This is a genomic window from Stenotrophomonas maltophilia, assembly GCF_047782825.1.
Classification (GTDB): Bacteria; Pseudomonadota; Gammaproteobacteria; order Xanthomonadales; family Xanthomonadaceae; genus Stenotrophomonas.
Map to the genome: position 1 here is coordinate 2,711,164 of NZ_CP180589.1, position 19,019 is coordinate 2,730,182.

Genomic DNA, 19,019 nt, shown 5'->3' on the forward strand with positions numbered 1-19,019 from the left:
GGAGCCAGCCATGATTGCTTTGTTCAAGGGTTTGGGACTACTGCTTCGCGACAACGAGCTCTACCACAGCCCGTTCGATAAACAGGTGGCGCACTGGCGCAACCTCAGCGAGCAGCAGATCCGCGATGAAGTGGCGGTGCTGGCCCAGGCCAAGTGCCAATGGCTGATCGCCTCGATCATCGGCTGGCAGGCGGCGTCGCTGCTCATCCTCGGCCTGATCGCCAACTATCTCTGGCGCGATGACTACCACATCACCTTCACCCGCGTGGTCGTGGTGTTCGGTTCGTGGGTCTCGATCCTGTTCGTGATCTGGTTCATGGCCAACATGTTCGACCAGCAGGCCGGTTTCGAGCGCTGGATGAAAGCCTTCAACAGCCGTGCGCGCATCACCTCCAAGGCCGACAGCGTCGAATGCGTGGCCGAAGCTCTGGACCTGGCCGAGCATTACCCGGAAGTGCTGGACTACAAGCAGGCGGTCACCGCCAAGCGCGAACTGCGCCACGAGGACATCCGCATCATGACCGAGATCGGGCGCATGCGGCAGCACTCCGAACTGGTCGGCCGGCTCAACCATGTCGGCGAAACCGAACACCACCACGACCTGACCCTGCAGCCGGCGTACTGACGCGAAAAGCGGGGGGATCCGCAATGCCACCGTGAGCGATCACGGTGGCATTGTTTTTTCTACATGCCGCGGAACAGGGCCATGAACGGCTGGCTGACCACCAGCGTCTCGCTGCGCTGGCGCAGACGCAGCACGCCGCGCCCGGTATCGTCGCGGCTGACCGCGGCCACCGCCTTCATGTTGACGATGGTGGAACGATGCACCTGGCGGAAGTGCTGCGGGTCGAGTACGTCCAGCAGTTCGCGCAGCGGCGTGCGCAGCAGGCTTTCGCCGGCGGCGGTGACCACCGTGGTGTACTTGTTGTCGGCGCGGAAATAGACCACGTCCTCCAGCATGATCAGCTGCGTCTCGCGGCCGTTGCTGGCGGTGATCCAGGCCAGTGGCGGGCGGTCACCTGCGCCCTGTGACGGGCCCAGGCGCTGCAGCAGGCGTTCCAGCACCGCATCATCCTGGCGCGTGGTGGGCAGGCGCGAAAGAATGCGTTCGCGCGTGGCCAGCAGGCGCTCGTCGCTGACCGGCTTGAGCAGGTAATCCATGGCGCCCTGTTCGAACGCATCGATGGCGTACTGGTCGTAGGCGGTGACGAACACCACCTGGGTGCGCGGGCTCAGTTCGGACAAGGCGCGGGCCACCTCGATGCCAGTGATGCCCGGCATGCGGATATCCAGGAAGGCGATGTCCGGCTGCTTCTCGGCCAGCTGCTCCAGCGCACTGGCGCCATCCTCGCACTCGGCCACCAGCTTCAGTTCCGGCCACAGCCGGCCCAGCTGTTCCACCAGCGACTGCCGCAGCAGTTCCTCGTCTTCGGCAATCAGGGCTTCAAGCGGCATGGCTGCGTTCCTTGGCCGACTGCGGCAGGGTCATGGTCGCGGCCACGCCGCTGGGGAAGTTGGCGACGATCGCCACACCGGCCTGCTCGCCGCAGGTCAGGCGCAGGCGCTCGCGCAGGTTCTTCAGGCCGATGCCGGTGCCGCTGGTGCCCTGGCCGAAGCCCAGGCCGTCGTCGGCGACGGTCACGGTCACGTGGTCATCGAAGCCGCGCGCCAGGATCCAGATGGTGCCGCCACCGGGCTTGGGTTCCAGGCCGTGCTTGATCGCGTTTTCCACCAGCGTCTGCAGGGCCATCGCCGGCAGGTGCACACCGTGCAGTTCATTGGGTACCTGCACTTCCACCGCCAGCCGCGCGCCCATGCGGATGCGCAGGATTTCCAGGTAGGCGCGGGTACGCTCCAGCTCCACGCCCAGGGTGGACACCGATTCGTCCACCTGCGGCAGCGAACTGCGCAGGTACTGGATCAGGTGGCCCAGCATCTGATCGGCACGCGCCGGATCGGTGCGGGTCAGCACCTGCGCGTTGGCCAGGGTGTTGTAGAGGAAATGCGGTTCCACCTGCGCGTGCAGCAGGTTCAGCCGCGCCACCGACAGTTCCTTTTCCACCTGGGTCTGTTCGGCGGCCGCCTGCTCGTCGCGGCGCTGGTCGGCCACGCGGCGGCTGATCGCGCGGGTGACCGCTTCGGCGTTCTCGAAGTTGCTGCCTTCGTCCAGCGCCAGCAGATCGGCCCACCAGCCGGCATCGGGCTCGAACAGCAGGGTGACGGTGCTGGTGCCCTGCCCCGGGGTGACCGTGGCCTGCACGCTGTTGCGCTTGATCGCCAGCCGCGCAGGCAGGTTCCAGCGCGAGGGCTGGCGGCCATTCCAGGGATCGACGCGACGCACGTAGGCGCGCACCTGCAGGCTGCCAGCGGCGCTCTCCACATCTTCCACGCGCGGCAGCTCGGCCAGGGCGGCTTCGACCACGGCGAAGGCCGGGCCGGCATCCATCGGCAGTTCCACCTGGCGGCGCTGGCGGGCAGACAGTGTGCTGCCATCCAGGCGCCCGGCCACCAGCCACACGCGGCGCACGTGGGTGATGGCGCTGCCCAGCGCGGTGATCATCAGGAACATCGCCAGCAGGCCGAAGACCCAGCCCGGGCCATCGTTCATGCCGCTGAAGATGCCGCTCCAGACCATGCCGGCGACAACCAGTGCGGCGGCCCAGGCCAGCAGGTGGCGGAGGATGAGGGAGAGGCTGGCGATCACGGTGGCGCCTTGGAGGAAGGGGGTGAGCCGAGCATAGGGCGGCCCATCGGGCACACAAGCGGCCTGCGACGAAGGGCCGGAAAGCGGGGATGGAAGCCGTTACGGCAACGCCGGGCATGGCCCGGCGCTACCGAAGGGTGGCGGGGCAGCGCCCCGCAATCCCTTATCTGCGCTGGTCGGCGCTGGCGTCACGCACGGCGCGGAAGGACTCGTCCTTGCTCCAGTTCGGCCAGTTGCGCGAATTGGCCAGCTGGTTGCCCAGGGTGTAGAGCACTTCCAGGTCGCGGGCGGCACCGGCAAACACCCAGTCCGGCTGCCATTCGTCGCCCTGCTGGTGGTAGCGCTTGGCGGTGTAGTCCTCCGAAGCTTTCCTGCCGGCGGCCACGCCACCGTCCACCCAGTCCTGGCCAGCCGACCAGGACAGCGCCGGCACGCCGCGCTTGGCGAAGGAGAAGTGGTCGGAGCGGAAGAACAGGCCCGCCTCCGGCTTCGGGTCCGGGGTATAGCGGATGTCCCAGCCCTTGGCCACGTCCTTCAGCTGGTCCAGCAGCTCGAAGCGCGCGGTGCCGTAGATGCCGAAATCGCGCGACGGGCCGAACGGCGCCATGCCATCCATGTTGATCGCCGCCACGGTCTTTTCCAGCGGGTACAGCGGGTGGGTGGCGTAGTACTCCGAACCCAGCAGGCCCTTTTCCTCGGCGGTGACGGCCAGGAACAGCAGCGAGCGCTGCGGGCGCGGGGCCTTGGCGAAGCCGCGGGCCAGTTCGATCAGCGCGGCGGTGCCGCTGGCATTGTCCAGCGCGCCGTTGAAGATGCGGTCGCCGCGTGCATCCGGTTCGCCCACGCCGATGTGGTCCCAGTGCGCGCTGTAGATGATGGTCTCATCGGCATGGCTGCTGCCTTCCAGGCGCGCGGCCACGTTGTGCGAGGTGATCACTTCGGTCTTCACCGCGTACTTCGCATCCAGGCTGGCGCCGGTCAGCGGTACCGGGGTGAAGTCGCGCTGCTGCGCCTTCTTCTTCAGCGCTTCGAAATCCTGCCCGGCCGAGCGGAACAGTTCCACGGCCAGATCGCGCTGGATCCAGCCTTCCAGCAGCGGGTGGGTCTCGGCGGGGTTGTCGCGCACCACGTCGAACATGGTGTTGGTGTTGGAACCGGCCACCGTTGCCCAGCCGTACGAGGCCGGTGCGGTTTCGTGCACGATCAGCACGCCCAGCGCGCCCTGGCGGGCACCTTCTTCGTACTTGTACGGCCAGCGCCCGTACCAGGTCATGCCCTTGCCATCGAAGTCGCCCTTGCCGGTTTCGAAGTCGGGGTCGTTGATCAGCACGACGGCGATCTTGCCCTTCAGGTCCACGCCCTTGAAGTCGTCCCAGTTGCGCTCAGGCGCCTTCACGCCGTAGCCGAGGAAGACCAGCGGGGCCTTGCTGATGTCGACGTTGGTGGCACCGTTCATGGCGGCGCGCACGGCGATCTGCTTGCCCTGGTCGAGGGTGAGGGTCTTGTCGCCCTGGTGCAGGGCCAGCTGCGGGGTACCGACGATGTCGCCCTTGCGCAGGGGCACGGCCTGGGTCCACAGGCGCTTGCCGTCCTTGAGGTCGCCGCCGGGCTGCAGGCCGGCGGCGGCGAACTGCTTGCTGAGGTAGGCGATGGTCTTTTCTTCGCCGGCGGTGGCCGGGGAGCGGCCTTCGTAGGCGTCGGAGGCCAGTTCCTTGACGTCGGCGGAGATGCGCGCGCCGTCGAACTTCGGGGTGGCCGCCATCAGTGCGCTCGACACGGACAGGGCGAGCACGCCCAGTACTGCTCGTTTCATTGCTCTCTCCAGCAGGAAAATCCTTCTGGAGTGTAATTGGATTCGGCAGGGCTGCGCCCCGCACCTGCAGAGGCCAGGGCCGAAGCAACAGCAACAGCGGGCTATCCGTGGGATGGCGGGGTGGGTCCGGTTGCGGGGGACACCGTGAATACGTCCATGTAGGCTTGGGCGCGCCATCCATTGCGCTTACACCCCCGCAACCGGACCCACCCCGCCTTCGACAGATTTCTGCGGTCTGTGGGAACGGCGTCAAACAAGAAGGGGTCAGATCCCTTTCCCGGCGGGAAAGGGCTCTGACCCCATCTGTATGTTGCTTGAGCCTGTTACCAGTTCGGGTCTTCTGCCGGGGCAGCAGCGGGCTTGGGCTTCGGCTTGGCGGCCGGGCGGGCAGCCGGGGTGGCCGAGGCCGTCGCCGCGGCGGCTGCCGGCTTGCTGCCCAGCTTCTGGCGCAGTTCCACCTGGCCCGGGCGGAAGCCGCCGCGCATGGCGTCCACGCCTTCCTCGATGGTGCCGTAGGAGGTCTGTGCGGCCACGCGGTCGATGCGGATGGTGCAGCACGGGTGTTCGCTGCGGCCCAGCGAGCGGCCGGTCTGCGGGTCCTTCAGCTCCTCGCCCAGGCGCACGGCCTGCCAGCGCTGGCCGGCCTGCAGGCTTTCGCCGCCCTGGCTCAGCACCACCTGGTCACCGTCCACCGACACCACCGATACCGGGAACAGCGTGGTGACGATGGTCGTGCCGATCTGGCCCGACAGCGATTCCATCATCGCCGCGGCCATGTTGCGGCCATTGACCACGCGCGGCAGGGTGCTGGGGCCGGTCGAGGCCAGCTGGTGGTCGAAGCTGTCGGACATCACCACCTGGCCGGTGGTGGCGTTGATCAGGCGCAGGGTGATGCGGCCGCCGCCCGAATACGAGGTCACCTGGCGGTCGGACATGCGCAGGTTGCGCACGCTGCGCGGGTACTCGAAGCGTTCGATGGTCGGGATCAGGATCAGGTCGGTCGCCAGCTGCTGGCCCACGCGTGCGGTGTCCTGCAGGCGCACGTTGCCGCTGTTGATGTGGTCGATCTCGGCCTGCAGTTCGTCGCCGAACTCACGGTCCAGCACGATGAAACGCTGGGTCTGGGTCAGCGTGTCGGACAGGCGCGCGCGGATCGCATCGGCCACTTCATCGGCACTCACGCGGCCATCGCCCACGGCATAGCTGCCGGCCTTGGTGCGCGGCAACGCAACCACGATCTTCGGCTTGCCCTGCTCGTCCGGTGCACGGTACTGGGCGATCTGCGCACGCACGCGCACCTTCCAGTAGCTGCGCATGCTGCGGTGGGTCACATCCGAATCGAACGAGCTGGCACCGCGCTTGGCGTCGACCTTCACGTTCTCTTCGTAGTTTTCCTTGTAGCTGGCCGAGGCCGACGCATTGCCGTCCGAGCCCTTCGCCTCGGCCTGGCCGGAGGCGCTGGCCGAGGCCTGGCCCTTGAAGCTCCAGCCTTCATCGCTGGCGCGCACGCGGGCGATGGTTTCCTCGTCCAGCTGACGCACTTCGTCCTGCGAGAGGATTTCATAGCCCAGCACCGCACCCTGCGAGCCGGCGATCATCTGCTGGGTGAACGCGTCGGCGCGGATATCGCCGACGTGCTGGTCATCCACATCCACATGCAGGCCTGCGCGCAGGCTCTGCATCTGGCTGGCCACGCGTACGCCGTTGACCTGGGCCACGGCCGACTGCAATGCCGCCAGCACCGCCAGTTCCGGGGTGCTGCCGATGCCGTCGGCTTCGCGGGCGACCTGGGTGGTACCGCCGAAGTCCGGCGAACCGCGCAGCGGCGCTTCCTCCGCCGGTGCATTGGCCGCCAGCGCGCTGGGGGCCTTTTCCTTGGCAGCCGGTGCCGTTTCAGCCGGCGCGTCCTCCTTGCCGCACGCGGCAAGGAGGGCAGCGGCCAGCCCCAGTCCGATCAATCGGGTCGTCATACGCATGGGGTCGGACCTCGGATCAGATCGAGTCGAGCATCGAATCGGCGTTGGACGGCACCTTCACCTTGCTCTTCTTGGCGAAGGTCACGGCCGACTTGGTCGAGCCGTACAGGCCCTGGATGAAGCCCGGCGATTCCTTGGCAACCCAGGCACCGGCGGCCAGCTTGCGGCCCACGGTGGCCATCTGGGTGGCGCCCAGGTTCTTCATGCCGGCGGTGAAGTTGCTGGCTTCGCCGCCCAGCTTCTGCGCTTCAGCGGCCGAGGCCAGCAGCGAGACCAGGCCATCGGCGTAGTGCTTCTTCGATTCGGCGTTCAGTTCCGGCTGGGCCGCCTGGCGCTCGTCGATCGCCGCCTGGGCAGCTTCGCTGACCGACACCGACTTCTTCATCGCATCGACGCTGACCGAACCGGACGACAGCGCCTGGCGCTCGGCTTCCAGCAGCTGCACCTGCTCGGCCAGGCCGAAGGCGCGGGCGAACGAGGTCTGGGCCTGCAGCGAGTGCGACTGCGAGGTGACGAAGCGGCGCACCAGGGCTTCCTGTGCGGCTTCGTCCGGGGCGGCGGCGCTGGAGGCGCTGCTGGAGGAACCGGTGGCGGAGCCGGCCAGGTCCTTCAGCTTGCCCAGGCCCGCGTGGGCCGGCATGGACAGGGTAGCGGCGGCGATGGCCACGAAAAGAGCGGTATTGCGGATCATGGAAGTGTCCTTTGGGAGAGACGGCCGCGAAGCGGCACGTGGAAACAGGGGGGTAGCGCCGGGCCATGCCCGGCGACGCTTGCCAGGGATCAGCGGACCGCCTTGACGTTCAGCTCGTTGATCATCTGCTGGGCAGCCTTTTCGGCGGCCAGCTGCAGGGCGTTGGTGCGGGCCACGGTTTCGTTCGGGCCGGTGCCGGAGAACTGCACCGGGCCGACCGAGGACACGGTGCGCGGGAAGCGACCGGTCACGTCCAGCACCTTGCCGGTGACGGTGACGAACACGCGGGTGTTGCCACTGGCCGGATCGCGGTCACGCATGCCCACGTCCAGCGTGCCCACAGCGATGTACGGGATGTTGGCCGCACGGATGCCGTTGGCGGTATCGCGCAGGGTGGCCGGGGCCAGGTCGTTGCCGGTGCTGAAGTCCTTGCGGATGCGCTCGATGCTGAGCAGGCCGCGCGACTCGCCTTCCACGTACTCCGCTTCCACCACTTCGTAGCCGGCCGCGCTGAAGGCGCCGGTCATGGCGGTGTTGACCTCGGCGGCGTTGGCCACCTTCCAGGTGATGTTGTCGGCACGTGCGGTGGTGCTGCCACCGGTGGTGACCGACATCGAACCGTTCTGGTTGATGCTGCCGTTGGTGCTGACCGAGTTGCCACGGAACGAATCACCTTCGCGGGTGTTTTCGCTGTAGCTGGTGCTGACGTCGGCGCGACGGTATTCCTTGTCCTGGAACGACTGCACGGTGTCCTGCGAGCGGGCCATGAACAGGAAGGTCAGCAGCGAACGCTGGGCGGCGGTGGCACCGGCCACGGCCGAACCGGCATCCAGCTTGGTCTGCAGCAGGGTGGTGTTGATCTCGGCGCGGACGGTGACGCTGTAGGTCTTGGCCTTCTTGTCCTCGTTGTCCGACAGCTGCACGGCGCTGAGCACGTAGCGGTCGATTTCACCGATGAACTCGGCGCGGCGTGCTTCGAACAGGCGCAGCTTGGCCGCACCGGTTTCGGCGATATACGCCTCCAGTGCATTGACCTTGGCCTTGTTCATGGCTTCGGTGCGGGTGCCGGCGCTCAGGCGCAGGCTGTAGCTGGCCGAACCGGTGCCACGCGAACTGGCGGTCTGTGCGGCGACCGGCGAGGCCACCACCAGGGCGATGAGGATGAGCAGGATGGTACGCATCAACGACATGACTTGATCAACTCCTGGAGGGCTTGGGTCTGCTGCTGCAACGGGCGGCCGCCCGGCTTCTGTTCGTCCAGCCACGCGCGCGAATCGGCACGCTTGGCCGCGGCGCCGGCGAAGGCATCGAAGCCGGCCAGCAGGGTTTCGTAGCTGGCCGACCACTGGTCGACCTGCCACTGCGTGACCGGCACCACCTTGGTGGCGCCCTTGCGCAGCGGCTGTTCGAAATAGACCTTGCCGGAGAAAGGCTCGGTCACCTTGGTGGTGAAGAACGCGCCGAACAGCATCGTCTTCATCGCCGGGGTTTCATTGATGACGCCGTTCTTCAGCGCATCGACCTGCACGGTGATGACATAGTCCGGCTCGGGAATCTTCAGCTGGTAGACCTTGCCGTCGGCAAAGCGCGCGGCCATCGCGCCGCCAATGGCCTGGCCCGACGCCGGCGGCAGCAGGCCCACACCGGTGTTGGCCGACAGCGTCTTGGACAGTTCGTGGGCCAGGGTGGCGCGCAGCGTGTCGGACCACTTCGGGTCCGGCAGCTTGGCCAGGGCAGCCTCGGACAGCGTCACCGCACCCACCTGCAGGCGCCGCGAGGCGGCTTCAGGCAGCTTGGCCTGGGCCAGGGTGGTGGCCAGCACCTGCGGCAGCGCGGCGTTGCCGCTGCCATACAGCAGATCGGCAACGATCGCGTCGATATCGTCGCTGTCCGGGCGGTAGTCCTGCACGTCGATGCGCTGCAGGGTGACCGGGTAGGACGCGACCACCTGGCGTTCGCGGAAGTCGAAGAACAGCGCCTGCAGCGCCACTTCCACCAGCACCTTGTACTGGTTGCCGATCGGCTCGACCGACACCAGTTCGCGGTCCAGCGCCGCGGCCAGCACGATGGCGCTGGTGGTGCCGTCGAGCATCGCCACCGGCTGGTCGATCAGTTCCAGGCTGGCCGGCGGGCGGCGCTTCAGCGCCTGGGCCAGGGTCTGGTTGAGCGGGATCAGGCCACGCTTTTCCAGCACGGCATGCGCATGCGGCGTGGTGGCCTGCACGGCAGCGGCATCAGCGGTATAGGCAAAACCGGCCCAGTAGGCCTGCTGCGATTTGTCTGCGGCCTGCGCGGCCCCCGTGAAGGCCACCATGCACAGCACCAACAGCACGCGCAGGGCGCGTGCAGTCCTCTTCCTTGAAGCCATCGACCTGCGTCCTGTGTCCACCCCATGCCGGACGCGGCACAGGCGTGTGAAGGGCGCAACGATAGCCGCTGTTTACAAAACGGGCAAGATGCGACAGTCCAGGTCAGTTAAAACTCAAGCCCTGTCGCCTATCAATCTCACCCACCGGACCCACCATCGCGCAGCAGCTCATCCAGTGCCTTGCGGTCGGCAGCAACGGTTTCCTTGTCCATCGACATCGGCGTAACGTAGCGCGGCGCTGCAGGCTGCTGTTCCGGCACATCCGGAGCCTGCGAGGTCTGCGGCAGCAGCCGCGCCTTGAACAGGTACGACGGAATCTCATCGTCCGAAGGGCTCACTTGGATCATCGTCACCTGGTCCGGCCGCCGCATTGGCACCACCATGCTGGCCCGCTTCGATTCGGCCGCGGCCATCGTGGCCAGTACCAGTTGCACGAACGGCGAGGCCGCACCGGTTTCGCCCAGCCGCGCGTACAGGTCGATGCCTTCCTTTGGATCCAGCAGGTCCGGGTTGCCCTTGAGCTCGCGCAGTACTGGCGACAGTGTGGCGATGCCGGTACCGGCCTTGCCGGCGTCAAGGAACACCGAGTCGATGTAGGTTTCGCCGGCGGCCCGTTTCCAGCCCTCCACAAGCGCCTCGTGCTGGGCCTGACGTTTGAGAGGCGTGCCCTGCTCATCCGTGAGGCGGGCGACGACCGGGCGATGCAACTTGGCGAGCGTGGGTAGTTCGTCCCATTGCTTGAAGTGGGCGCGCGTCCAAGGGGTGGGAAAGAACGGTGTGGGTTTGAAAGGCTTCGGCGGGGTTGCCTGCCATCCGTTGAATTGCGGCCACCACTCATCGACGTTCACTTCGGTATACGGCGCCCACGGCCGCAGCCATTCCACCCGCTCGCGGCGGGCGACCACCATGGCCGCATAGGTGGCCAACGGGGTGCTGGCCGTGCGCGGGGCATCGTATTTTCCTCGCGGCCCTTTGCCATAGACAAGGAGGGCCGGCATATCGGGGTGACGCTCGAACGTCCGGAAGATGGCTTCGATCACATCTTCAGGCGTGTCGCTGTAGACCACGTCCAGTTGCTTGATCTGGGTCCAATGGAGGCCGGCTGGCATGCGGGTGCTGTTGATGAACCGGCCATCCATCTCTCTTAGACGTTCGTCGGATCGAATTTCACGTAGCCAATCATTTGCATCGGTCGGAACAACTGTCACACTGGGAATCGGCCAGGCCTCCACCATGGTCTTCAAGGCCAGCTCCAGAGTATCTGCCTGACGCTTCTCCAGAACTCCCGGGCCATTTGCATGTCGCCAACGTGGTGAGTCTCTGGGCGGCATCACATTTGCACTGAAGCTGTCCGCCTGCTTCAACTCATGCCACACATCGCCCTGGCGGAACATCTCCACGGACAGCCCGACGCCGATGATGTCCAGAGTGAGCATGCGCTGATCGTTATCCATAGCGGGGGCATCCGGTAGCGGTGGCGGCTGCGCGCCAGAGATGGGGGATTGATTCAGCCCCAGGAAATCGTTGGGAAGGACGGCCGGGTCATAGGTAAGGGGCGGACGCACAGCCTCTGCAAACGCGGCAGGGTCTACTGGCCACGCCTTTTCCAGGGCACTCTTCTTCTCGCAAGCTTGCAGAAGAAGACAGAGCAGTATCAGAAGACAGGGCCTCCTCATGCGCCCGCGCCCTGTCGCACAGGCTGGTATCTCTTTCGATCAGCGGCCGTCTGCGTCCAGACCAGAGTGGGTAACTCGCAATTCGCACATTCGGGCAGGATGCCGGTCTTGCGATAGCGCAAAGTCTGCGCAATCAAGGGAAAGTCACTTCCTTCACGGTGATAGATCTCTAGCGCCTTTTCCACCTCTTCGGGATCACTGGTGGGAGCAACCTTTTCACGCTTATCCCACGGCGTCCTCCAGTCCGCCACCAGGCACAGATACAGGTAGTACGTCCGGTCATCGATCATCCTGGCCTGCCCGATCGACAGGTCATAGGCGGTAACCTTCTGGCTGTGCATCGCGTTGGCTACGATGCTCGAGTGGAACGACTTGCGGTTGTCTTCGCTGTCGGTGGTGTCCATCCAGCAGCCATGCGGCGACAACCCAAACTTCAGGCCTTGACCATCGCGGATACGTTTGGTGAAACAGCCCTCACACATCCCTTAGATACCCTCAATGGTGCCGCCACCATCGCGCAGCAGCTCATCCAGTGCCTTGCGGTCGGCAGCAACGGTTTCCTTGTCCATCGACATCGGCGCAACGTAGCGCGGCGCTGCAGGCTGCTGTTCCGGCACATCCGGCGCCTGCGAGGTCTGCGGCAGCAAGCGTGGCTTGAACAGGTACGACGGAATCTCATCGTCCGAAGGGCTCACTTGGATCATCGTCACCTGGTCCGGCCGCCGCATCGGCACCACCATGCTGGCCCGCTTCGATTCGGCCGCGGCCATCGTGGCCAGTACCAGTTGCACGAACGGCGAGGCCGCACCGGTTTCGCCCAGCCGCGCAAACAGGTCGATGCCTTCCTTTGGATCCAGCAGGTCCGGGTTGCCCTTGAGTTCGCGCAGCACCGGTGACAGTGTGGCGATGCCGGTACCGGCCTTGCCGGTGTCAAGGAACACCGAGTCGATGTAGGTTTCGCCGGCGGCCCGTTTCCAGCCCTCCACAAGCGCCTCGTGCTGGGCCTGACGTTTGAGAGGCGTGCCCTGCTCATCCGTGAGGCGGGCGACAACCGGTCGATGCAGCTTGGCGAGCGTGGGTAGTTCGTCCCATTGCTTGAAGTGCCCGCGCGTCCAGGGCGTGGGAAAGAACGGTGTGGGTTTGAAGGGTTTGGGTGGCGTCTGCCCCCATTTCCAGAAACCTGGGTAGATCGTGTCCTCGCCCATCTGGGTATACGGTGCCCACGGCCGCAGCCATTCCACCCGCTCGCGGCGGGCGACCACCATGGCCGCATAGGTGGCCAACGGGGTGCTGGCCGTGCGCGGGGCGTCGTATTTTCCGTCTGGCCCGAGGGCATACACCAGGAGCGCCGGCATATCAGGGTGACGCTCGAACGTCCGGAAGATGGCCTCGATCACGTCTTCGGGCGTGTCGCTGTAGATGACATCCAGTTGCTTGATCTGGGTCCAGTGGAGGCCGGCTGGCATACGTGTGCTGTTGATGAACCGGCTATCCATTTCCCGAAGCTCTTCTTCCGTATCAATACGCCGCAGCCAGTCATTGGCGGTGGTAGACACAATTGTTACGCTGGGAATCGGCCAGGCCTCCACCATGGTCTTCAAGGCCAGTTCGAGCGTATCTGCCTGGCGTTTCCCCAGAACCCCCGGCCCATTCGCGTGGCGCCAACGTGTTGAGTTTTTCGGCGGCATCGCATTCGCGCTGAATGTGTCTGCCCTCTTCAACTCATGCCATACATCCCCCTGGCGGAACATCTCCACGGACAGACCGACACCGATGACGTCCAGAGTGAGCATGCGCTGATCTTTTTCCATAACAGGGGCATCCGGTAGCGGCGGCGCTGGTGCGCCGGATATGGGGGATTGATTCAGCCCCAGGAAATCGTTGGGGAGGACGGCCGGGTCATAGGTACGGGGCGGACGCACAGCCTCTTCAAACGCGGCAGGGTCTACTGGCCACGCCCTTTCCAGGGCACTCTTCTTCTCGCAAGCCGGGAGAAGAAAACAGAGCAGCATCAGGAGACAGGGCCTCCTCATGCGCCTGCGCCCTGCTGCACGGGCTGGTATCTCTTTCGATCAGCGGCCGTCTGCGTCCAGACCAGCGTGGGTAACTCGCACTTTGCACAGTCCGGGAGGATGCCGGTGTTGCGATAATGCAAGGTCTGCGCAATCAGCGGGAACTTGGCTCCTTCTCTTTTGTACAGGTCCAGAGCCATTTCCACCTCCACTTGATCAGTTGTGGGCGCTATCTTCTTGCGCTCATCCCACGGCGTCCTCCAGTCCGCCACCAGGCACAGATACAGGTAATACGTCCGGTCATCGATCGTCCTGGCCTGCCCGATCGACAGGTCATAGGCGGTGACCTTCTGGCTGTGCATCGCATTGGCCACAATGCTCGAGTGGAACGACTTGCGGTTGTCTTCGCTGTCGGTGGTGTCCATCCAGCGGCGTTTGACCTCCGCCGGCGTCTCCCGCCTGCGGATATCCACCTGCCCGCCACCACGATGAAACGCGTGCATCAGCCGCGCCTGATCCACCGTGTCCTTGTCCTGGTTCCATACGCGCTCCAGGTCCTGCACGGCATGCCACGGAAGCTCTTCCCCGTACTTGAGCACGTAATCACTGGTGCTTTGCACCAGGCGTGGGAACCGTTCCCAAGGCAACAGCCGCCCTTCGTCCTGCGTCATTGCGATGGAGGCGTCGATCGGCGAGATGCCGTCGGTATCGCCCCCCAGCTGTGCCGCAACCGGAGGTGTCAGTGCTTCGCCGGTAACGCGTACCAACTGCCCGGTACTGAAGCCGCCGCGGCCGATCTTGTCCTTGATCCCCATCGTGGTACCTGACCATGTCCACTCATGCCAAAGCTCCAGCACGTACTCATGCGGTGGCAGACCCACTTTCAGTGCCTTGCCGTCGCGGATGCGCTTGGTGAAGCAACGTTGCTTGAAGCGATCCCCCAACGGGGACAGCATGGGAATCCGCTGCTCGAAGTCACTGCTCTGCAGCGTACGGTCATAGGTTTTTGCTGCTGTCCAGCGCTGCATGCCATCGGTCGTAAGCGCCTTCACGTGTTCAGGTACACCTGCCCAGCCAATACCCTGCACGGTCTGCAGGGCCACGGTCTGGTCATCCGGGCAGAAGTACAGGTACACCTTGCCGCGGTTGTCGCGCTCGTTGAACGCGCTGCTACCTTGGCTTACAGAAGCGCGCTGTGCCTGCTGCGGCCCCCACCCCCGACCAACGACCTTGTTCCTTGGCGCATCGGCCAGTGCGGAAAAGGCCGGTACCGCATGCGACGTACCCGTCATGAAGCCGACGATGGACTGCAGCGTCTTCACCCGTGCCTCCACGGTCTGCTGGTCATCGCCGGTTTCAAGGCCGTCCAGGAAGCTCTCCCCCAGGCCGTAGGGCGGATGATTCATCACCAGCGTGTCCACGGGACGATCACCGCTGTCCTTGAGGAACGCATTGGCCAGCAGGCTCACAAGACACCCTTGGCTGTGCCCGACCACGTTGATCGTGTCATCCGGGTTCTTCCTGCGGATCATGCGTACCAGCATCGCCAGCCGCTGCGCCGCCAGCACCATGTAGTGGCGCGAGCGCGCCTTCAGCAGTGGCCGGGTGGCGGTGCCGCCAACCGGGTTGCTGGGCAGCACCTTGGCGATGCGCCCAGAGAAGCCGTCGGCCCACATGTCCGGAATGCAGCTGGTGGCATTGGCGAAGGGCCCGCCGTTCTTGGCGCTGTCCTTGTCCAGGCGGTTGCCGTGGCGGTCGAGGTACTCGCCGTGGGGCTGCTCCTTGTCGATCCACGGCTTGCCGGTTCTGGGATTGATCCCCTCCTCCTCCCGGAACCCCCAGTAGAACGGAATCACCACGCTGCGTGGCTCCTGCGCTTCCACGCCCTTGGGGGCGAACCGCGCCTGGGTGTGCGAGCGCCGGAAGTACACCGCGTCCGGATCCGGAGCATCACGATCGGCACAGTCCGGCACCCGGTAGTACGCACCGCTCAACAGCGACTCCTGGCGCCCGGTGCGGTCCAGCCGTTCACTCATTCCCAGGCAGATGCCGGTCTCCTGCTCCACGTAGGCCTCGCCCACGTCATTGACCCCGTGCACGAGGATGACGATGGCCGGCTTGGGCATCGGCAGGATCACCTTCTGCACGGTGCCGGCCGGTTGGGTCACCACACGGCCGGTGGCGATACAACGCTCAGAGGTCGGACGGGTCATCGAGTACCTCCAGGTGTGGCTCAGATATCCTCGGGACCGCTATCAGCCAACAGCTCATCCAGTGCCTTGCGGTCGGCAGCAACGGCTTCCTTGTCCATCGACATCGGCGCAACGTAGCGCGGCGCTACAGGTTGCTGCTGCGGAACGTCCGGCGCCTGCGAGGTCTGCGGCAGCAAGCGTGGCTTGAACAGGTACGACGGAATCTCATCGTCCGAAGGACTCACCTGGATCATCGTCACCTGGTCCGGCCGGCGCATGGGCACCACCATGCTGGCCCGCTTCGACTCGGCAGCGGCCATCGTGGCCAGTACCAGTTGCACGAACGGCGAGGCCGCACCGGTTTCGCCCAGCCGCGCGTACAGGTCGATGCCTTCCTTTGGATCCAGCAGGTCCGGGTTGCCCTTGAGCTCGCGCAGCACCGGTGACAGTGTGGCGATGCCGGTACCGGCCTTGCCGGTGTCAAGGAACACCGAGTTGATGTAGGTTTCGCCGGCGGCCTGTTTCCAACCCTCTACAAGCGCCTCGTGCTGGGCCTGACGCTTGAGAGGCGTACCCTGCTCATCCGTGAAGCGGGCGACAACCGGGCGATGCAACTTGGCGAGCGTGGGTAGGGCGTCCCATTGCTTGAAGTGGGCGCGCGTCCAAGGGGTGGGAAAGAACGGTGTGGGTTTGAAAGGCTTCGGCGGGGTTGCCTGCCATCCGTTGAATTGCGGCCACCACTCATCGACGTTCACTTCGGTATACGGTGCCCACGGCCGCAGCCATTCCACCCGCTCGCGGCGGGCGACCACCATGGCCGCATAGGTGGCCAGCGGGGTGCTGGCCGTGCGCGGGACGTCATATTTTCCGTCTGGCCCGAACGCGTATACCAGAATCGCCGGCATATCAGGGTGGCGCTCGAACGTCCGGAAGATGGCTTCGATCACGTCTTCGGGCGTGTCGCTGTAGATGACATCCAGTTGCTTGATCTGGGTCCAGTGGAGGCCGGCTGGCATACGCATCCGATTCAACCTGCCAAGATCCTTCTCCCTCAACTCGGCGTCCGAGTAAACACCCCTCAGCCAATCATTGGCCGTAGTACTGATTACCGTCGCAGTTGGTATTGGCCATGCCTCAACCATACTCTTCAAAGCGAGCTCCAGCGTGTCCGCTCTTCGCTTCCCCAGAACCCCGGCGCCGTTCGCGTGCCGCCAACGTGGCGATTCTTGAGCTGGCATCGCATTGGCGCTGAAGTTTTCCGCCTGCTTTAGCTCATGCCACACATCGCCTTGTCGAAACATCTCTACCGATAGACCGACACCGATGATGTCCAAAGTGAGCATGCGCTGATCGTTTTCCATAGCAGGGGCATCCGGTAGCGGCGGCGCTGGTGCGCCGGATATGGGGGATTGATTCAGACCCAGGAAATCGTTGGGGAGGACGGCGGGATCATAGGCACGAGGCGGACGCACAGCCTCTGCAAACGCGGCAGGGTCTACTGGCCACGCCTCTTCCAGGGCACTTTTCTTCTCGCACCCTAGAGCGAGGGTTGCGAACAGCATTAGAAGATTGGCGCGCCTCATGCACCTTTTCCCTGCCGCACTGGCCGGTAACTCTTTCTATCGGCAGCGGTCTGGGCCCAAACTAGCGTAGGCAGGTCGCACCTGGCGCAGTCCGGGAGAATGCCAGTCTGTCGATAGACATGCGTCTGCGCGATTAGCGGATAGTTTGGTGAATCACGATTGTGAACCAGCATTGCGGCGGAAATCTCAGCCCTGTCTGATGTCGGCGATATCTCGTCTTCGTCATCCCAGGGCGTCCTCCAATCCGCCACCAGGCACAGATACAGATAGTACGTCCGGTCATCGATCGTCCTGGCCTGCCCGATCGACAGGTCACAGGCGGTCACCTCCTGGCTGTGCATCGCATTGGCCACGATGCTCGAGTGGAACGACTTGCGGTTGTCTTCGCTGTCGGTGGTGTCCATCCAGCAGCCATGCGGCGACAACCCAAACTTCAGGCCTTGACCATCGCGGATACGTTTGGTGAAACAGCGCTCACACATCCCTTAGATACCCTCAATGGTGCCGCCACCATCGCGCAGCAGCTCAGCCAGTGCCTTGCGGTCCGCAGCAACGGCTTCCTTGTCCATCGACGTCGGCGCAACGTAGCGCGGCGCTGCAGGCTGCTGTTCCGGCACATCCGGAGCCTGCGAGGTCTGCGGCAGCAAGCGTGGCTTGAACAGGTACGACGGAATCTCATCGTCCGAAGGGCTCACCTGGATCATGGTCACCTGGTCCGGCCGGCGCATGGGCACCACCATGCTGGCCCGCTTCGACTCGGCAGCGGCCATCGTGGCCAGTACCAACTGCACGAACGGCGAAGCCGCACCGGTTTCGCCCAGCCGCGCGTACAGGTCGATGCCTTCCTTTGGATCCAGCAGGTCCGGGTTGCCCTTGAGCTCGCGCAGCACTGGCGACAGTGTGGCAATGCCGGTACCGGCCTTGCCGGCGTCAAGGAACACCGAGTCGATGTAGGTTTCGCCGGCGGCCTGTTTCCAGCCCTCTACAAGCGCCTCGTGCTGGGCCTGACGCTTGAGAGGCGCACCCTGCTCATCCGTGAGGCGGGCGACGACCGGGCGATGCAGCTTGGCCAGCGTGGGGAGTTCGTCCCATTGTTTGAAGTGACCGCGCGTCCAGGGCGTGGGAAAGAACGGTGTGGGTTTGAAGGGCTTGGGTGGCGTCTGCGCCCATTTCCAGAAACCTGGGTAGATGGTGTCCTCGCCCATCTGGGTATACGGCGCCCACGGCCGCAGCCATTCCACCCGCTCGCGGCGGGCCACCACCATGGCCGCATAGGTGGCCAACGGGGTGCTGGCCGTGCGCGGGGCGTCGTATTTTCCGTCTGGCCCGAGGGCATACACCAGGAGCGCCGGCATATCAGGGTGACGCTCGAACGTCCGGAAGATGGCTTCGATCACATCTTCCGGGGTATCGCTGTAGACGACATCCAGTTGCTTGATCTGGGTCCAGTGAAGACCGGCGGGCATGCGTGTGTTGTCAATGAACTTCTCGTCCATCTCACGCAAACGCTTTTCTGATCGGATACCTCTGAGCCAATCATTTGCGTCAGTAGCCACTGTTGTCACACTAGGGATTGGCCAAGCCTCGACCATTGATTTCAGGGTCAACTCCAGCGTGTCTGCTTGCCTTTTCCCCAGAACTCCCGGGCCATTTGCATGTCGCCAACGTGGTGAGTCTCTGGGCGGCATCACATTTGCACTGAAGCTGTCCGCCTGCTTCAACTCATGCCACACATCGCCCTGGCGGAACATCTCTACCGACAGACCGACACCGATGACGTCCAGAGTGAGCATGCGCTGATCGTTATTCATAGCAGGAGCATCCGGTAGCGGCGGCGCTGGTGCGCCGGATATGGAGGATTGATTCAGACCCAGAAAATCGTTGGGTAGGACGGCCGGGTCATAGGTACGGGGCGGACGCACAGCCTCTTCAAACGCGGCAGGGTCTACTGGCCACGCCTTTTCCAGGGCACTCTTCTGCTCGCAAGCTGGCAGAAGAAAACAG

At 64.7% G+C, this 19,019-nt stretch carries 15 protein-coding genes; 1 reads left to right on the forward strand and 14 read right to left on the reverse strand.

What is annotated here, in order from left to right; genetic code table 11:
• Positions 1 to 10 precede the first annotated feature (10 nt).
• Positions 11 to 625, forward strand: a complete 615-nt coding sequence (locus ACM2ZB_RS12720; RefSeq protein WP_313439207.1) for a hypothetical protein — start codon at positions 11 to 13, stop codon at positions 623 to 625.
• A 59-nt stretch (positions 626 to 684) separates the two neighbouring features.
• Here ACM2ZB_RS12720 and ACM2ZB_RS12725 read toward each other — a convergent pair whose 3' ends face one another.
• The 14 genes from ACM2ZB_RS12725 to ACM2ZB_RS12790 all read right to left on the reverse strand — a co-directional run bounded on the left by ACM2ZB_RS12725 (position 685) and on the right by ACM2ZB_RS12790 (position 18,826).
• The gene (locus tag ACM2ZB_RS12725) at positions 685 to 1,455 is read right to left on the reverse strand and encodes a LytR/AlgR family response regulator transcription factor (RefSeq protein WP_416055698.1); all 771 of its coding nucleotides are present in this window, start codon (positions 1,453 to 1,455) and stop codon (positions 685 to 687) included.
• The gene (locus ACM2ZB_RS12730; RefSeq protein WP_416055699.1) at positions 1,445 to 2,704 is read right to left on the reverse strand and encodes a sensor histidine kinase; all 1,260 of its coding nucleotides are present in this window, start codon (positions 2,702 to 2,704) and stop codon (positions 1,445 to 1,447) included. The genes ACM2ZB_RS12725 and ACM2ZB_RS12730 overlap by 11 nt, the downstream gene beginning before the upstream one ends.
• A 163-nt stretch (positions 2,705 to 2,867) precedes the next feature.
• Positions 2,868 to 4,517 (reverse strand): M28 family metallopeptidase, encoded by a 1,650-nt coding sequence (locus ACM2ZB_RS12735; RefSeq protein ID WP_416055700.1) that lies wholly within the window; start codon positions 4,515 to 4,517, stop codon positions 2,868 to 2,870.
• A gap of 323 nt (positions 4,518 to 4,840) precedes the next feature.
• Positions 4,841 to 6,493 (reverse strand): CsgG/HfaB family protein, encoded by a 1,653-nt coding sequence (locus tag ACM2ZB_RS12740; protein WP_416055701.1) that lies wholly within the window; start codon positions 6,491 to 6,493, stop codon positions 4,841 to 4,843.
• 16 nt (positions 6,494 to 6,509) lie between these two features.
• Positions 6,510 to 7,184 (reverse strand): hypothetical protein, encoded by a 675-nt coding sequence (locus ACM2ZB_RS12745; protein WP_416055702.1) that lies wholly within the window; start codon positions 7,182 to 7,184, stop codon positions 6,510 to 6,512.
• Between the two features lie 89 nt (positions 7,185 to 7,273).
• Positions 7,274 to 8,374, reverse strand: a complete 1,101-nt coding sequence (locus ACM2ZB_RS12750) for a hypothetical protein (protein ID WP_313439225.1) — start codon at positions 8,372 to 8,374, stop codon at positions 7,274 to 7,276.
• The gene (locus ACM2ZB_RS12755) at positions 8,365 to 9,552 is read right to left on the reverse strand and encodes a hypothetical protein (RefSeq protein WP_416055703.1); all 1,188 of its coding nucleotides are present in this window, start codon (positions 9,550 to 9,552) and stop codon (positions 8,365 to 8,367) included. Before ACM2ZB_RS12755 ends, ACM2ZB_RS12750 begins: the two co-directional genes overlap by 10 nt.
• A 137-nt stretch (positions 9,553 to 9,689) precedes the next feature.
• Positions 9,690 to 11,006: a DUF2875 family protein gene (locus tag ACM2ZB_RS12760; protein ID WP_416055704.1), complete on the reverse strand. Its 1,317-nt coding sequence runs from the start codon at positions 11,004 to 11,006 to the stop codon at positions 9,690 to 9,692.
• Between the two features lie 218 nt (positions 11,007 to 11,224).
• On the reverse strand, positions 11,225 to 11,632 hold the full coding sequence (locus ACM2ZB_RS12765; protein WP_416055705.1) for a DUF3274 domain-containing protein: 408 nt from the start codon (positions 11,630 to 11,632) through the stop codon (positions 11,225 to 11,227).
• An 81-nt stretch (positions 11,633 to 11,713) separates the two neighbouring features.
• Positions 11,714 to 13,021, reverse strand: a complete 1,308-nt coding sequence (locus ACM2ZB_RS12770) for a DUF2875 family protein (protein ID WP_416055706.1) — start codon at positions 13,019 to 13,021, stop codon at positions 11,714 to 11,716.
• 236 nt (positions 13,022 to 13,257) lie between these two features.
• A complete protein-coding gene (locus ACM2ZB_RS12775) occupies positions 13,258 to 15,387 on the reverse strand; it encodes a DUF3274 domain-containing protein (RefSeq protein ID WP_416055707.1) in 2,130 nt (709 codons plus the stop codon).
• An 86-nt stretch (positions 15,388 to 15,473) separates the two neighbouring features.
• Complete coding sequence (locus tag ACM2ZB_RS12780; RefSeq protein ID WP_416055708.1) at positions 15,474 to 17,015, reverse strand: DUF2875 family protein; 1,542 nt, start codon at positions 17,013 to 17,015, stop codon at positions 15,474 to 15,476.
• Positions 17,012 to 17,419: a DUF3274 domain-containing protein gene (locus ACM2ZB_RS12785; RefSeq protein ID WP_416055709.1), complete on the reverse strand. Its 408-nt coding sequence runs from the start codon at positions 17,417 to 17,419 to the stop codon at positions 17,012 to 17,014. The genes ACM2ZB_RS12780 and ACM2ZB_RS12785 overlap by 4 nt, the downstream gene beginning before the upstream one ends.
• Before the next feature lie 81 nt (positions 17,420 to 17,500).
• Positions 17,501 to 18,826 (reverse strand): DUF2875 family protein, encoded by a 1,326-nt coding sequence (locus ACM2ZB_RS12790; RefSeq protein ID WP_416055710.1) that lies wholly within the window; start codon positions 18,824 to 18,826, stop codon positions 17,501 to 17,503.
• Positions 18,827 to 19,019: the final 193 nt, after the last annotated feature.

Excerpts from the sequence above, each read along its gene's own strand:
- ACM2ZB_RS12790 (WP_416055710.1), bottom strand. The coding sequence starts at position 18,826 with ATGAATAACGATCAGCGCATGCTCACTCTGGACGTCATCGGTGTCGGT.
- ACM2ZB_RS12755 (WP_416055703.1), bottom strand. The coding sequence starts at position 9,552 with ATGGCTTCAAGGAAGAGGACTGCACGCGCCCTGCGCGTGCTGTTGGTG.
- ACM2ZB_RS12785 (WP_416055709.1), bottom strand. The coding sequence starts at position 17,419 with ATGGACACCACCGACAGCGAAGACAACCGCAAGTCGTTCCACTCGAGC.
- ACM2ZB_RS12760 (WP_416055704.1), bottom strand. The coding sequence starts at position 11,006 with ATGGATAACGATCAGCGCATGCTCACTCTGGACATCATCGGCGTCGGG.
- ACM2ZB_RS12735 (WP_416055700.1), bottom strand. The coding sequence starts at position 4,517 with ATGAAACGAGCAGTACTGGGCGTGCTCGCCCTGTCCGTGTCGAGCGCA.
- ACM2ZB_RS12770 (WP_416055706.1), bottom strand. The coding sequence starts at position 13,021 with ATGCTCACTCTGGACGTCATCGGTGTCGGTCTGTCCGTGGAGATGTTC.
- ACM2ZB_RS12725 (WP_416055698.1), bottom strand. The coding sequence starts at position 1,455 with ATGCCGCTTGAAGCCCTGATTGCCGAAGACGAGGAACTGCTGCGGCAG.
- ACM2ZB_RS12720 (WP_313439207.1), top strand. The coding sequence starts at position 11 with ATGATTGCTTTGTTCAAGGGTTTGGGACTACTGCTTCGCGACAACGAG.
- ACM2ZB_RS12745 (WP_416055702.1), bottom strand. The coding sequence starts at position 7,184 with ATGATCCGCAATACCGCTCTTTTCGTGGCCATCGCCGCCGCTACCCTG.
- ACM2ZB_RS12740 (WP_416055701.1), bottom strand. The coding sequence starts at position 6,493 with ATGCGTATGACGACCCGATTGATCGGACTGGGGCTGGCCGCTGCCCTC.
- ACM2ZB_RS12765 (WP_416055705.1), bottom strand. The coding sequence starts at position 11,632 with ATGGACACCACCGACAGCGAAGACAACCGCAAGTCGTTCCACTCGAGC.
- ACM2ZB_RS12750 (WP_313439225.1), bottom strand. The coding sequence starts at position 8,374 with ATGTCGTTGATGCGTACCATCCTGCTCATCCTCATCGCCCTGGTGGTG.
- ACM2ZB_RS12780 (WP_416055708.1), bottom strand. The coding sequence starts at position 17,015 with ATGAGGCGCGCCAATCTTCTAATGCTGTTCGCAACCCTCGCTCTAGGG.